We start from the raw sequence: 14,633 nt of genomic DNA, 5'->3' as shown, positions 1-14,633 counted from the left end.
GCTTCCCTCCGCCAGGTGGAGGGCGGTTTCGGCATCAGCCCGGACCGGGGCATACGATTCCGGGAGGGCCTGCCTGATCAGTTCTGCAGTTTCCCGGGCGTGCCGCGCAATTGCAAGGGGAACCTCCAGGGCATGGGCGGGGCCCTGCGGATCTCCGTCAACGACCTCCCGGTAGGCAGCCCCGTCCGCCTGGACCAGCTCCAGGCACCGCTTCTGGTGGTCTTCTGCCAGTTCCAGCATTTTCCGCCAGAAGCTCCACGCCGCTCCGGCCTCTTCCTTTCCTTTCTTCCCGCCTGCTGCAGCGGCTCCCGCCTCCGGCGCACCTGCGCTTTCCCCGCGAATTTCCTTTAGTTTTCGGAGGTTGACCCGGCAGACCATTGCAAAGAGGGCTGCTGCCTGCGCCGCCGTGAGCCCTGCAGCGGCCCCGGCGCTGGGGAAAAGGGAATCGGCAGCCAGCTCTGCCAGGTACCTGTTTACGGTTAAGCTTTTCACGTCAGGCAGACTACCCACCGGCATCACCTTCTCAGTTCGAGATTCTCGGGGCATTGAAACCCGCTTTCCGGAACCTGTGAGAAATTTCACTTATTCCTTTTCGAGAAGGTGGCGCCTGATTCCTGCTGCTTTGCACCCCCTCTCTTTTTGCTTTCAGCATTTGACGCCGGAGGAAGCGTTTTCAGACCGGAAGAGGAGATTGCAGGCGGAAACCGGGAAGATCTTCCGGGAAATGAGGGTTAAGTAAACTTTCGCGAAATGCGATGTTATAAATAGAGGTTGAGAGGGAAAGAGGACGGGAGAGGAGGATTTCCTTGCGGATCACCAACATCATGCTGACCAGCAACTTCCTGCGCAACATGTACATCAACTTAAAGCGGCTCGAGGAGGCCCAGGACCGCCTTGCTTCGGGGAAGGAGGTGCGCCGGCCCTCGGACGATCCCGTGCGGGTCGTGAGCTCCCTCGCCCTCCGCAGCGACCTGGGGGAGGCGCAGCAGTACACCCGCAACATCAAGGACGCCCGGACCTGGATGGAGGTGACCGAAGGGGCCCTGGGCAACGCCACCGAGGTGCTCCAGAGGGCGCGCGAGCTTGCCCTCTACGGGGCGAGCGACACCATGCCCCGGGAGTCGCGGGAGGCGCTGGCGCGGGAGGTCGAGCAGCTCAAAAAGCAGCTCGGCCTGATTGCAAACACAACCCTGGGCGGCCGCTACATTTTCGGCGGCACCCAAACTAACAAGCCTCCCGTTGGAGAAACGTACAAAGATGTTTGGCAGGAGGAGGCACCAGAAGGGTATGTGTATAATGATTCTTGGCAGGGCAACGATAAGCTTATCGAATACGAAATTGCACCAAATGTGGTGATTCCGGTGAACTGTAGTAACGCAGAAAAGCTTTTTCACGGACTCGAAGATAAGATTACGGGTGAGGTTAAACCGGGAGCTATTGCCGTGCTCGATAAGCTGGCTTGGTTTCTTGGGGAGAACCGCCCGGGGAGCGAGATTTCTCAATGCATTGGGGAGATCGATCAGGTTATTGACGAAATCCTGGCCACGCGGGGGGAGCTGGGAGCGAGGGTGAACAGGGCGGAAATGGCGCTGGATCGCCTCCAGCAGACCGAGATCAAGCAGACGGAGCTTCTTTCTCTGGCGGAGGACGCCGACATCGCCGAGGCGATTATGGATTTAAAGAGCCAGGAAAATGTCTACCGGGTTTCCCTCGCCACCGGAGCCCGGATCATCATGCCCACCCTGGTTGATTTCCTGCGCTGAGCCGTTTGGGGGAGATCGTGATAAGCAGCGTGATGGATATTCACCGGCAGTTCGGCTGGCCCGGATTTAAAGTGGCCTGGATAAAGATCGATTACACGGCGCCGCTGGAAGACCTCGGCCTTTACCGCCCTGTTCCCTTCGCCCGGGAGGGTGCCGCCGCAGGCAGGGAGGCCGCCCTGCGGGCTGCTGCCCGGTACGCGGCCGAAGGGGACCGCCTGGGAAAAATCGAGGACCGGAGCTTTTCCTTCGGAGAGCTGGGGGAAGCGGCCTGGGCCGGGGCCTGGAAAGAGCTGAATCTTGCGGCGCTCAGCCCCCCCACTGTAACTGCCGGCGTGGTCCTGCCCCGGCGTGGAGGAGGGCCGGGCGCCACCCGCTTTCTCGATTTTCGAATTTGACATGTGAAAAACCAGGAGGGAAGACGATGCAGGTAAAGACAAGCCGGTTTGGAGTTCTGGAAGTTGCCCCCGAACGCATGATCAGGTTTCCCCGGGGGATGGTGGGCTTCCCCGACCTGAAGGAATACTTTTTTGTGCCCGTTCCGGAAAGCACGGTATTCGCCTGGATGCAGGCGCGGGACGAGCCGGATGTCGCCTTTTTGATGGTGGACCCCTTCGTCTTTTTCCCCGATTACCAGGTAGAATTGAGCGAGGGAGTCTGTAATTTCCTCCAGCTGGAGAATCCCGGAGATGCGACTTTGCTTACGGTTGTTACAATTCCGCCCCAGGGGGTGAAAGGGATGACGACGAACCTGCTTGCACCGGTTGTCATCAACCACGCAAAGGGTTTGGGTCAGCAGGTCGTCCTGGAGACGAGAGAATACCATACAAAGCACCCTCTTTTCCGTCTTGATCCCCTTGCACAGCGGGCCTGCGGCTAGGTGGAATGCGAGATGCTTGTTTTAACGCGAAAGGCGGGGCAGAGCATCATTATTGGAGAGGAGATTATCGTCACCGTTCTCGAGGTCCGGGGAGACCAGGTGCGGCTCGGGGTGCAGGCCCCGCGGGAGCTTTCGGTCCACCGGGAGGAAATTTACAACCTGATCCGGAGCGAAAACATCGCGGCCGTTCAGGCCGATGCCCGCGCCCTGAACGGCCTGGAAAAACTTTTTAAAACAAACCCCCCTGAAAAATCTGTTGAGGAAGAAGGCGGGAAGCTTTAAAATAGGGGGCGGGAGAGTTCCCAGTTCCAGGGTAACATTCACGCTAAACCAGGCGGGTGAGACGAGTGCTGCCCGGCAGAAGCCCCCAGAAAGGCCCTGAAGAACGAGGCTTCCGCTCCTGTTTTGGGATTTTTAAGGCCTACCCCTTTTTGCCCGGCGTCGGCCTGGTTTCTTTTTTAAGCACGGTTGGCCTTGCCGTGATCATTCCCACCCTCCCCCTCTACCTGAAGAACAGCCTGGGCTTCAGTGCCGGCGTGATCGGTCTGATGCTTTCGGTGTATGCCGCAACCGAGACTCTGGCAAAGACGCCCTTAGGGATCTTCAGCGACCGCTTCGGGCGGCGCCCCGTGATCCTTTGCGGCCTTCTTCTTGCCGCTCTTGTTCCTGCAGGCTTCGTCTTTGCCCGCTCCCCCCTTGCCTTTGTTTTCCTGCAGATCCTCAACGGGCTTGGGGTTGCTGCCTTCTGGCCGATTCTTTCCGCCCTGATTGCGGACAGGGTGCGGGCCGAGGAGCGCGCCGCGGCCCTTTCTGTGGTCAACATGGCCTATCTTTCGGCCCTGGGAGTTGGCCCCGCCCTGGGCACCTATCTCAACCATTTTTTGAAGACCGGAACCGGCGCCTTTCAGGCTGCCGCAGTCCTGCTGTTCGGCTCCTTTTGCCTGGGTTTAGCCGTGCTTCCCCGGTGCGGCCCCGGGTTCGCCGGGGGAAAGGGAGGCCGGGCGCCGGAGGCCCGGGAACCAGATCTTTCTCCTGCGCGTTCCTCTCATTCCAATCCCTTCTCCGTGATGCTTTTTATTTCTCTCCTCCAGCAGTTCGGGATCGGCCTCCTTGCCGGAACTTTCATCCTCTACGTCAACCGCCAGCTGGGATTCAGTCAGGGCGAGATCGGGACCGCATTATTGATTCCCGCTGCGGCCGTTGCCCTTCTTGCCCTTCCCCTGGGCCGGTACGCGGACCGGATCGGGAAGCCCCGCGCCGTTCAGTTCGCCTATCTGATCAGTGCAGGGGCGCTTGCCCTGGTGCCCTTTCTGGTTCAGGTCTGGCAGCTGGTGCTTGCCGTTGCTTTGCTGGCCCTGGCTTATGTGGCGGGAGCCCCGGCCTGGCTTGCGCTTGCGAGCGTGCTCGCGCCCTCCGGTAAAAAGGGAACGGCCCTCGCCGGAATCAGCACCATGCAGAGCCTCGGCTTCATTCTGGGCTCCCCGGCCGGGGGGTTTCTCTACGATCATCTGCACCCGCGCGCTCCCCTTTTCGCCTGCAGTGCGATCCTCTTTCTCTGCCTGGTTCTTGCCTTAATTTTCCTGCCCGGCGACCTCCTGAGAGCTTCGCGCTCTTGAACGATGCGAAATCTCTTTATCTAATTTCAGGAAGGATTTCAAAGAATTTTAGCGAAAGCTACCAGGGGAGTCTGGATAAGGAGGTGAGGCCGTTGAAAGAGATTTTCGTTGATGTGAGCCGCTGTTTGGGTTGCAAGTCGTGCGAACTTGCCTGTGCCGTCGCCCATTCCGGGTCTCAATCTCTCTTTAGTGCTCTTTTCGAGTCTGTACCTCCCCGTAAACGGATCTACGTTCATGCCGGAGAGCGCTTTTCCGTTCCCATCAACTGCCGCCACTGCGAGGAGGCCGGGTGTGTTGCCGTCTGTCCAACGGGAGCCATGCACAGGGAAGAGGGAACGGGAGCGGTTCTCCACGACCCCACGCGCTGTCTTGGTTGTGGATTTTGCGAAATGGCCTGCCCGTTTGGCGTGATCACCCGCGCTTTTGGGAGCAAGATCGTGGCAAAGTGCGACCGCTGCCTGGACCGCAAGGTCCCTGCATGCGTTGAGGCCTGTCCGACCCGCGCCCTTCTCTTCATTGCCCCTGAAGAGGCCCAGCAGCTGAAGCGCCAGCGCCTCGCAGACCAGTTTTTCCTTCCCTGCACCCAGACGGCCGGCTAGGACCTGCAGAAAACGACTCCGGTGACAGGCAATCTGGTTGTTCAGTTCATGAGAAAAACCTGGTCAGCAACGAGAACCGGTCGGCATCGAGAGTTCCGTTCTTCCCTGCGGTGCCGGTCAAAGGCCTGGAGAAGTGGCGCCCGGGCATTTGGGTGTTGGGCAGCCGGCCCGGCAGGGAGCAGAATGGTGTTGATATGATGGAATTCTGGAAAGGAGGAGGTTCTTGTGGGAGAAAAAAGCATTGATCGGGCTTCCCTGGAGATGCTGAAAAAGGCGGCGCGTGAAGAAATTACAACCGCCTGGGACCGCTTCGCGAAGCAGCAGCCCCAGTGCGGGTTTGGCCTTTTGGGGATCTGCTGCCGGAACTGCAACATGGGCCCCTGCCGGATCGATCCCTTTGGGGAGGGGCCGGAGGAGGGGATCTGCGGGGCGGGTGCGGATACGATTGCCGCCCGCAACCTGCTCCGGATGATTGCCGCCGGGGCCGCGGCTCACTCCGACCACGGGCGGGACATCGTCACGACCCTTTACGCCGCCGCGCAGAGTGAAGCCCAGGGCTACCAGATCAAGGATGAGGTGAAGCTGCGCGCCCTGGCCGCCGAATTCGGGATCCCCGTGGAGGGAAGGGCCAGAGAGGAGATCGCCCGTGACCTGGCGCGGGAGGCGATGGAAGAATTCGGAATGGTCAAGGGGACGCTGCAGTTTTTGAACCGCGCCCCGGAGAAGAGAAGGGCGCTCTGGCAGAAGCTGGGGATTGCCCCGCGCGGGATTGACCGGGAAATCGTGGAAGCGATGCACCGCACCAACATGGGAGTGGACAACGACCACGTTAACATCGTCCTGCACGGGGTGCGGACGGGCCTGAGCGACGGCTGGGGCGGCTCCATGTTTGCCACCGAGTTTTCCGACATCCTCTTCGGGACCCCGCAGCCGGTCCGGGGAAAGAGCAACCTGGGGGTTCTGAAGGAGAACCAGGTGAACATCATCGTCCACGGCCACGAGCCCACCCTTTCCGAGATGATCGTGCTGGCGGCGCGGGAGGAGGACCTGCTTGCCCTGGCCCGCGCCAGGGGAGCGGAGGGCATCAACGTCTGCGGGATGTGCTGCACCGGGAACGAACTCCTGATGCGCCACGGCGTTCCCGTTGCCGGAAACTTCCTCCAGCAGGAACTGGCTCTCGTCACCGGGGCGGTGGAGGCGATGGTGGTTGACGTTCAGTGCGTCATGCCGGCCCTTGCCCGCGTGGCCGACTGCTACCATACGAAGCTCATTTCCACTTCGCCCAAGGCAAGATTCCCGGGAGCGGAGCACGTTCCCTTTGACGAGCACACCGCCCTGGAGACCGCCAGGAAAATTGTCCAGATCGCCGTCGAAAACTACCCGAACCGGAAGCAGGAGCTGGTTGAGATTCCCGAGGCGGCGATGGAATACGTCGCCGGGTTCAGCGTGGAGGCGATCCTCCAGGCCCTGGGCGGCACCCTCAACCCCCTGCTGGATGCCATCAAGGCCGGGCAGATCAAGGGGATTGCGGCCGTTGTGGGCTGCAACAACCCCAAGACCACCCAGGACCGCGGGCACCTCGCCCTGACCAGGGAGCTGATCAAAAACGACGTCCTGGTTGTGCAGACGGGCTGCGCGGCCATTGCCTGCGCCAAGGCCGGGCTGCTCCTGCCGGAGGCGGCTGCAGAGGCGGGGCCCGGGCTGCGGGCGGTTTGCGAGGCCCTGAAGGTGCCTCCGGTTCTCCACATGGGCTCCTGCGTGGACATCAGCCGCATCCTGGTGGTGGCCGCCGCTGTTGCCAACGCCCTGGGCGTGGACATCTGCGACCTCCCGGTGGCGGGGGCGGCGCCCGAGTGGATGTCCGAGAAGGCGGTTTCCATCGGGGCATACGTTGTCGGCTCCGGGGTCTTCACGGTGCTCGGCACCGTTCCGCCGGTGCTGGGCGGCAAGAACCTCGCGGAGCTGCTGACCAGGGGGGCGCAGGACGTTCTGGGGGCGGCCTTTGCCGTTGAGGAGGATCCTGTCAGGGCGGCTTCGCTGATCCTCGCCCACATCGCGGCAAAGCGCCGGGCGCTCGGCCTCGAACCGTAGCCCCGGCCGGTTCCGGCAGGCTTCCTGTCGGGCAAGGCGCACATCTCTGCCGGCGCCAGACTGGTTCAGCGCCGGTGTGATCAGCATTTAAGGTGGCGGGTGCGAAGGTGAAAAAGGAGCAGTTGTTCAAGGCTGCAGGGATCATTGCTGGGGCTTCAATTTTGAGCAAGATCCTGGGGTTCTTCCGGGAAACGACCCTTGCCGCCGTTTTCGGTGCAACCCGGGAGACCGACGCCTATCTTGTCGCCTCCATCATCCCCTGGATGCTCTTTTCCGTTGTCAGCACAGCCTTGACAACTACCCTGATCCCCGTGTTCACCCGCCGCGTCCATGAGGAGGGGGAGGATGCGGGCCAGCAGTTTATCAACACGTTGCTGAACTTCGTCTTCGTTTTTTGCCTGATCATGGCTGGTTTAGGGCTGCTGGCGGCCCCTCTCATGATCCGGCTGGTGGCCCCGGGCTTCCGGGGGGAAACCTTTGAGCTGGCCGTTTCCCTGACCCGGGTGCTTCTCCCCATGATGGTCTTCTTCGGCCTGGCCGCCATCGTGACCGGGTTCCTCCAGGCTCAGGAAAGGTTCACGTGGCCGGCGATTGTAGGGATTCCCTTCAACATCATTATGATTCTGGCGATTGTCTTCGGCGGGAAATGCTTTGGGATCACCGCAGCGGCAGTGGGAACCGTGCTGGCCACGATGAGCCAGCTGCTGGTGATGGCACCGGGGCTGAAAAGGGCGCGTTTCCGCTACCGGCCTGTTTTGAACTGGTACGACCCCGGTTTCAGGCAGGTGGGAAAGCTCATCCTTCCCATTCTCCTTGCGACCGGGGCCGGCCAGCTCGGTTTGATCGTGGACCGGATGCTGGCCTCGCGCCTTGCAGAAGGGAGCATTGCTGCCTTGAATTTCGGAAGCCGGCTCACCCAGCTTCCGTTGGGAATTTTTGTGATGGCGGTAACAACGGTGCTCTACCCCACTTTTTCCCGCTGCGCCGCAGCGCATGATTTGATGGGGCTGCGCCGCGCCCTGGTGGGCGGGGTCCGGGTCAGCCTTTTCCTCACCCTCCCGATGGCCGTCGGCCTGATCGTGCTCCGGGAGCCCATCGTGCGGGTTCTTTTTGAGCGGGGCGCCTTTGACCCCCGCGCCACCGCCATGACCGCCTTCGCCGTTCTTTTTTTCGGAATCGGGCTTGTGCCGATGGCCTTGCGGGAGGTAATCAGCCGGGTTTATTTCGGTTTGCAGGACACCGTGACTCCTATGCTGCTCGGTTTGGGTGCGGTTGCCGTGAACATCGGGCTCAATTTTCTCCTGGTGAAACCCCTTGCCCACGGCGGACTCGCCCTGGCAACCTCCCTCGCCTCGGCCTTTGCGGTTGCGGTTCTCTGCGAGGTTTTAAGGCGGCGCCTGGGGGGGCTGGGCGGCAGGGAGATTCTGGACGGCACCTGGCGCTCGTGCCTTGCCGCCGGGGTGATGGGTTTGGGAGCGGCCTGGATCTGGCGGCTGCTGGGAGACTTCGCTGCAGGCCAGGGCTTTCTCGTGGAGGCGGGGGTGCTCGGCCTCACCATCTGCGCGGGCGCCGGTATTTACGGGCTCGCCTCCTCTTTGCTGGGGCTGCCGGAGGTAGGGCTTTTCCTCGATTTCGGCCGGCGGGCCGGAAAACACCTCCTCTCTTTCAACGGGCGGGCCAGCCGCTTCGCAGACCGCTGTTCCCGCTCCCGCTCCTGAAAGACGCTCCCAAGATGATCAATGCAATTACCTCGGTGATAACCACAAAACCGATCACATAGCTTGCGGAATACTCGTATAAAAATCCCATCGCGACGCTGCCGGTTAACATGGCAATTCCGTACAGGGTGTTGAAAATTCCGTAGGCGGTTCCCCTCTTTTCAATGGGTGTTAAATCGGCAATTGCAGCCCTCATAATTGTTTCATGGATCCCCATTACAGAACCCCAGAGTATAACCGCAATTACGGCACAGGTGTGGTTTTCAGAAAATCCTAAAAAAGCCGTTGGTAAAGTTAATAAAGGTATTGCAGCTAAAGAGGCGAGCCCTATTTTATCGTAGGTTTTACCTATGATGAGGGCGACAGCCGCGTCTAATGTCATTGCGACCGCGTAGAGTGCTGGAATCCGGGCTTCGGCAATTACTTCCCGAACGGAAAAGTGATATGAAATAATTGGAAAATTTACAAAGCCTGAGACGCTAATAAAGATAAATGTTACATATAACCAGAATTTTTTGGATAGGGATTTGTCGAGGCTTGCCCCTTCCCTGGCCTCTTCTGGGGAATCTTCCAGCACTGCCGGGTTTGGAACCTTTCCCCTTGCAATCAGAGTAAAAACGACGGTTAATATAGCAGGTACCCATAGAGCCGTAAAGCCCTTTTTATATTCCCCTGTAAGAGCAAGTACGGCTGTAAGAATCAAGGGCCCTATGATGCCGCCCACCTGGTCCAGTGCTTCATGTAATCCAAACCCAAAACCTGCTCCCAGCTGTTTTGTGGCATGAGAGAGCATTGCATCCCTGCCTGGACTTCTGATTGCTTTTCCGAGTCGCTCCAAAATAATAAAAAGGGCGGCGACTTCCCATTTGCCTGCCACTGCAAGAAGTGGTACTGAAACGAGCATTCCATATCCGAGTATTGTAACCAGCCAGTGTTTTCCGGTGCGGTCAATAAAGTAGCCTGAAACCAGTCTGAAAAAATACCCTAAAAACTCTCCAAGACCTGAAACGAAGCCTATGGCTGCGGCGCCTGCACCTAAGTATCCCAGGTAGGGCCCATAAATGCTTCTCGCGCCTTCGTATGTGATATCCCCGAGAGCACTGATAAGTCCAAATAAGAGGATGAAATGAAGGGCGAGTCTCTTTTTTGCCTTTGCGCTGAGACGCGCGCCTGCTTCCATGGCAGCCATCTCCATTATTAGATTACGGCAGCTTGTTTTGCTTCCTGCCGGTTCAAAATCCCAAAAGAATCAAGGAAAGACTTTACAGGAATAAAGGATAGACTTTACAGGAAGGAAAGCTGTAAAGCCTATCCTTTTTTAATGCACCGGCAGCCCCTCCTACTGTGAAGTTTCCTGGCAGCATCGTGAAAGAGTTGGTTAGCGGATTGTAGCAGGAGCCGTCTCTTTGGATTTCCGGAGGCTGACGAAGCGCTCCTTGAGTCTTTTCATCACGAGGGGCATTGTGGTGTATTCCATCTCTTCCAGGTGGAGGCGGTGCGGCTCGAAGGGCCCCAGGCGGCGCATGTAGTCGGCGATGGTGTTTGCCAGTTCCCGCGCCCGGTCGAAGGCGGGATCGGCGAAAAGGTCCTGGGGGCCGATCAGTTTCCCGTCGCAAATCTGGAATCCTAAGGCGATGACCCGGGGCGGGCCGTCAAACCGCGTCGGGTGGGCGTCGGCAACCCCGACGGGCATCAAGGGGCCGCTGTGGGAGCCCCGCATCCAGCCGGAGACGAGGTGAGGGCAGGCGAAGGGCTCCAGAACCTCGCCGACGGCCGGAAATCCGCTCTGGCAGCGGACGATGCAAACCGGATCGTCTTTGCCCACATACCGCCCCGCCATCAGGTTGAGCCGCTGGGTGCTGGAGACGGCGGCGATTTCTCCCGTCTCTTTGTGGAAGACCCTCTTGATGCAGTACCGCCCGGGTGCTCCGATGAAGACCAGCATGTCGTAGATCTCCTCCGGGGCGGAAAAAATGATCTTTTTATCTTCGATCAGGTCCCGGACCTCGAAGTTAAAGCCGCTGTGCATTTTCGGGTCGATGACGAGGCCGATGGTGTTAAAGGGATCGGCAAATATTTTGTAAAGCGGAAGGTTCCAGGCCCCCGGCTCCGTTTTATCTGCCATCAGGACCACAACCGGCTCGCTTTCCCTTTCTTCGAACTCCATTTCTGCAATCCCGGGCCCCAGCCCCTTGATGTTTCCGGAGAAGGCATCGGCCAGAAGATCCTGTCCGGCGCCGTAGAGTTTTAATTTTTTTGCAACCTCGGTGCAGGCTACGAAAACGTTCCAGGCAAGCTCGTGGATCTCACCGTTGTTGCGGCCGGCCTCATGGGTTATGATCAGGTTGATATCGTCACCCACGTGGGTTACGCAGGAATCGATAACCAGAGAATTTCCTGCAAGCAGCCCGCGTGCTTTTTCCAGGAGTTCAGGGTGAACGCTTGAATGGCCGACAAAACCGCCTACATCTGCCTTGATTACAGAAAGTGTAATCCTCTTTCCCATTTCGTCCTCCTCCCCAATTGTGTTGCACTGTTTTTAATTAATGTTATGATTATGTATTTCTAATTACGACGCTTCCGATCTGTTATCCTTCCTGTTTTAGCAAAAAAACCCTGAAGTTTTTCCAACCCGGCTTTCTTCCTGTAAGAGGATAATGCAGCATTGGTTTGGAAGGTGAAAGAAAATGAAACCGGTTTTACTTAATGAGGTAGTAGCAGGCCTCAACCTCTTCAGGTTCTGCGGTTTTTAAGCGGTGTTCTAAATCCAAAAGAGTTTCCCGGGTGATCCTTCCGGGGTGGGCGCCCAGGATGCGCCGGCAGACGCTTCTTGTTGCCTGGGATTCCTGGTGCTGCTCCACAAAGGCAAGAATCTGCTCGATCATGCGGCTCTGATCCACCGCAAAAACACCTCCATGTATGCAATGCCGTTTTCCTTATTTTCCCCCGCTCTGCTTTTTTTAACACTTGTTCCGGCCGCCTCCTTTTGCCATAATGAAACGGGGATGTTTCAGTCCGGCATAGGCCTCAATCTTCAGAGGAAGTTCCAAGGGGGTATCCTTTTGCAGCCCTTGATTCTGGTGGTTGATGACGACCCCAAAATAACCGCGCTCCTGCGGCGCAGTTTGCACTATGCGGGCTACCGGGTGCGGGAGGCGGGCAGCGGCTGGGAGGCGCTGGAGACTGCGGCCGCGGTGAAGCCCGACCTGGTGATCCTCGACCTGATGCTCCCCGATCTCGACGGCCTCGAGGTCTGCCGCTGCCTCCGGAACGAGGGGGATGTCCTGATCCTGCTCCTTACTGCAAGGGATGAGGTATCCGACCGGGTGCGGGGGCTGGACAGCGGGGCGGACGATTATCTCGTCAAGCCCTTTGCGCTGGAGGAGCTGCTCGCCAGGGTGCGGGCGCTTTTGCGGCGCCGTTTTCCCGAAGCGGAAAGGGTTCTGCGCTTTGCCGATCTCAGCCTCGACCCGGCCACGCGGGAGGTGCGGCGGGGGGAAAGGCTGCTGGACCTCACAAACAAGGAGTATGAACTCCTGCATCTTTTTCTTTCAAACCCGCGCCGGGTGCTGACGAAGGACGAAATCATGGAGCGCGTCTGGGGCTACGATTACAGCGGGGAATCCAACGTCCTGGAGGTTTACGTCGGCTACCTCCGGAATAAGCTGGAAAGCGGTGGGGAAAAGCGCCTTCTCCACACGGTGCGCGGGGTCGGCTACGTTCTCAAAGACTGAAAGGGAGGGAAACCCTTGCTTTCCTTGAGGTCGCGTCTCACCCTCTACTACACCTGTGTGCTGGCGCTGATCCTCTTTTTGTTCGGGCTGGTTCTCTACGGCGGCCTGAACCATTACCTGGCCCGGCAAACGGATGCCGTGCTTGTGGGGAAGGCGCAGGAGGTTGTGAAGTCTTTCAGGGGCCCCCGCGGCCCTTTCCGCCGCTGGATCGTGCTCCCCAATGTCAACGTCTTTTCCAGCCCCGGGCTTTACCTCCAGGTTGTCGATTTGCAGGGAGTGGTGCTTGCCAAATCCCAAAACCTGGGCCTCCAGTTTCTCCCCTGTGATGAGGAGACTCTGGGGCTTGCCGCAAAAGGAGATCCCTTCTTTCAAACGGTGGACGCGGATGGGGAGAAGCTCCGGATGTATAATTTTCCCCTGCAGATCCAGGGGGAGCCGGTGGGAGTCCTCCAGGTGGGAAGCTCCCTCCAGCCGCAGGCCGCGATCCTGTCCCGCCTCGCCAGGTTTCTCTTCTTCGCCAGCGTTTTTGCCGTGGGCTTTGCCTCAGCCGGGGGGTTCTTTCTGGCGCGCCTCGCCCTTGCGCCCGTCGACCACCTGACCGAAGTTGCGGCGGCGATCAGTAGAACCCGGGATTTGGAGCAGCGTGTTGACTACAAGGGGCCGCCGGACGAGATCGGGAGGCTCGCGGCAACCTTTAACAAGATGCTGGAGAGGATCGCCAAAGCGCACCGCTCCCTGGAGGAGGCCTATGTCGCCCAGCGCCGCTTTGTGGCCGATGTATCCCATGAGCTGCGCACACCCCTGACAACAATCCGGGGGAATCTGGAACTCCTCCAGCGGCTGGATGACGGCGGGGCCCAGGAGAAAAGGGAAATCCTGGCCGATGTCGTGGGCGAGGTGGAGCGGATGGTGCGGCTGGTTCAGAACCTCCTCACCCTGGCCCGCGCCGAGGCGGGCCGCCAGATCGAAAAAGAACGCGTGGATTTAGGGGCGCTTGTGCAGGAGGTGGCCCGCCAGGCGCCTCTTCTGGGGGAGGCCCACTTTCTCGCAGAAAAGCTGGATCTCCTTCAGGGTGCGCAGGTGCTGGGAAATGCAGACTATCTAAAACAGCTGCTCCTCATCCTGCTGGACAATGCCTTTAAATACACTCCGGCAGCCGGAGTTGTCGCCTTAAGCGGGCTCCGGGATGAGGGTTGGTGGGGAATCCAGGTGCGGGACACCGGACCCGGAATCCCGGCCGACGATTTGCCCCACATTTTCGACCGGTTTTACCGGGCCGGCGGCCTCCGCCGGAGCGGGGCAGGCCTGGGTCTTGCCATCGCCTCCTGGATTGCGAAGGAGCACGGGGGAAGGCTTGAGGTTGCAAGCGAAGTGGGGAAGGGAAGCGCCTTCACCTTCTGGATCCCGGCTGCTTAAAAGCTTCGGACCCCGTCTTCTTTCTTAGAAATTTCTTAACTTTTTCTCAGGTTTTTTTCAGGAAGCCCGGTTAAAATACAGGTTGGAATCCGGAGTGAAAGGGGGTGGATTGCACCTTGAAGCGGAAGAAGTTGCTCGTGCTGGCTCTGGCCGCCGCGATTCTGGGAGGAGCTTTTGCGGGAACCGCCCTTGCGGAAACCAGCGCTCCGACTTCCCTGGGGAAGGCCTTCCTGGACAACCTGGCGGCTGCGCTGGGGATTGACCGGGCGCAGCTGGATCAGGCGTTGCAGAAGGCGGCGGGTCAGACGGTCGATCAGGCGGTGGAGCAGGGCCAGCTTACTCCGGAGCAGGGCAGCAGGATCCGCGCCCGCCTCGAGCAGGGATTTCCTTTTGGCGGGAGGCTCTGGGGAGGGCGCCGGGCAGGCGGCGGCCTCTGCTTTGCCGCTGCGGCAGATGCGCTGGGCCTGCAGCCGCAGGAGTTAAGGGCGGCCCTGCAGGAAGGAAAAACCCTGGAGGAACTTGCGGCGGCAAAGGGCTTGACGCCTGAGCAGCTCCGGGAGCAGGTCCTGTCCAACATCAAGAAAGAGCTGGATCAAATGGTTGCCGACAAAAAGCTCACGCAGGACCAGGCCGACCAGATCCTGCAGCGGGCAGAAGAGCGGGTGAAGTCGGACAGCTGGCTCCAGAATTGCTGCCGTTTCCCCGGCTTCCGGGGCGGCTGGGGCGCCAGGGGAAACTCCTTCCTGACTCCCGGCCAGACCGGATAAAATCAGGACTTTTCCCAGCACCCAGGCAACCCCTCCAGATGGAGGGGTTGCC

General features: G+C 59.5%; 15 protein-coding genes. 11 read left to right on the top strand and 4 right to left on the bottom strand.

Annotation, left to right across the window (positions count from 1 at the left end):
* The coding region (locus HPY58_04410) for a hypothetical protein (protein NPV28894.1) at positions 1–516 on the bottom strand (516 nt) is incomplete at its 3' end.
* Positions 517–806: 290 nt separating this feature from the next.
* On the opposite strand from HPY58_04410, the gene flgL reads away from it, so the two are divergent.
* The 8 genes from flgL to murJ all read left to right on the top strand — a co-directional run bounded on the left by flgL (position 807) and on the right by murJ (position 8,664).
* Positions 807–1,763 carry a flagellar hook-associated protein FlgL gene (gene flgL / locus HPY58_04405; protein NPV28893.1) on the top strand — a complete coding sequence of 319 codons (957 nt, stop codon included), beginning with the start codon at positions 807–809 and terminating at the stop codon, positions 1,761–1,763.
* Between the two features lie 17 nt (positions 1,764–1,780).
* Positions 1,781–2,158 carry a hypothetical protein gene (locus HPY58_04400; protein NPV28892.1) on the top strand — a complete coding sequence of 126 codons (378 nt, stop codon included), beginning with the start codon at positions 1,781–1,783 and terminating at the stop codon, positions 2,156–2,158.
* A 26-nt stretch (positions 2,159–2,184) separates the two neighbouring features.
* Positions 2,185–2,640 (top strand): flagellar assembly protein FliW, encoded by a 456-nt coding sequence (locus HPY58_04395; protein ID NPV28891.1) that lies wholly within the window; start codon positions 2,185–2,187, stop codon positions 2,638–2,640.
* A gap of 12 nt (positions 2,641–2,652) precedes the next feature.
* A complete protein-coding gene (gene csrA / locus HPY58_04390; GenBank protein ID NPV28890.1) occupies positions 2,653–2,922 on the top strand; it encodes a carbon storage regulator CsrA in 270 nt (89 codons plus the stop codon).
* A 56-nt stretch (positions 2,923–2,978) separates the two neighbouring features.
* A complete protein-coding gene (locus HPY58_04385) occupies positions 2,979–4,256 on the top strand; it encodes an MFS transporter (protein NPV28889.1) in 1,278 nt (425 codons plus the stop codon).
* 92 nt (positions 4,257–4,348) lie between these two features.
* Positions 4,349–4,855 (top strand): 4Fe-4S dicluster domain-containing protein, encoded by a 507-nt coding sequence (locus HPY58_04380; GenBank protein ID NPV28888.1) that lies wholly within the window; start codon positions 4,349–4,351, stop codon positions 4,853–4,855.
* A 225-nt stretch (positions 4,856–5,080) separates the two neighbouring features.
* Positions 5,081–6,946 carry an anaerobic carbon-monoxide dehydrogenase catalytic subunit gene (cooS, locus tag HPY58_04375; GenBank protein NPV28887.1) on the top strand — a complete coding sequence of 622 codons (1,866 nt, stop codon included), beginning with the start codon at positions 5,081–5,083 and terminating at the stop codon, positions 6,944–6,946.
* Positions 6,947–7,038: 92 nt separating this feature from the next.
* A complete protein-coding gene (gene murJ / locus HPY58_04370; GenBank protein ID NPV28886.1) occupies positions 7,039–8,664 on the top strand; it encodes a murein biosynthesis integral membrane protein MurJ in 1,626 nt (541 codons plus the stop codon).
* Here the strand turns inward: murJ and HPY58_04365 are convergent.
* The 3 genes from HPY58_04365 to HPY58_04355 form a co-directional block, all read right to left on the bottom strand.
* Positions 8,612–9,844: an MFS transporter gene (locus HPY58_04365; protein NPV28885.1), complete on the bottom strand. Its 1,233-nt coding sequence runs from the start codon at positions 9,842–9,844 to the stop codon at positions 8,612–8,614. The genes murJ and HPY58_04365 overlap by 53 nt on opposite strands.
* A 198-nt stretch (positions 9,845–10,042) precedes the next feature.
* Complete coding sequence (locus tag HPY58_04360) at positions 10,043–11,170, bottom strand: fructose 1,6-bisphosphatase (GenBank protein ID NPV28884.1); 1,128 nt, start codon at positions 11,168–11,170, stop codon at positions 10,043–10,045.
* 193 nt (positions 11,171–11,363) lie between these two features.
* Positions 11,364–11,564 (bottom strand): hypothetical protein, encoded by a 201-nt coding sequence (locus tag HPY58_04355; GenBank protein ID NPV28883.1) that lies wholly within the window; start codon positions 11,562–11,564, stop codon positions 11,364–11,366.
* A 162-nt stretch (positions 11,565–11,726) separates the two neighbouring features.
* On the opposite strand from HPY58_04355, the gene HPY58_04350 reads away from it, so the two are divergent.
* The 3 genes from HPY58_04350 (at position 11,727) to HPY58_04340 (ending at position 14,581) form a co-directional block, all read left to right on the top strand.
* Positions 11,727–12,398, top strand: a complete 672-nt coding sequence (locus HPY58_04350; GenBank protein NPV28882.1) for a response regulator transcription factor — start codon at positions 11,727–11,729, stop codon at positions 12,396–12,398.
* A 15-nt stretch (positions 12,399–12,413) separates the two neighbouring features.
* Complete coding sequence (locus HPY58_04345; protein NPV28881.1) at positions 12,414–13,814, top strand: HAMP domain-containing protein; 1,401 nt, start codon at positions 12,414–12,416, stop codon at positions 13,812–13,814.
* Positions 13,815–13,930: 116 nt separating this feature from the next.
* Positions 13,931–14,581, top strand: coding sequence for a hypothetical protein (locus tag HPY58_04340; protein NPV28880.1), 651 nt, complete (start codon positions 13,931–13,933; stop codon positions 14,579–14,581).
* Positions 14,582–14,633: the final 52 nt, after the last annotated feature.

Source organism: Bacillota bacterium (assembly GCA_013177945.1).
In the GTDB taxonomy this organism is placed as follows: Bacteria; Bacillota; DSM-12270; order Thermacetogeniales; family Thermacetogeniaceae; genus Ch130.
Note: the sequence above shows the minus strand (reverse complement) of the source record. Positions and strands in the feature narration are given on the sequence as shown.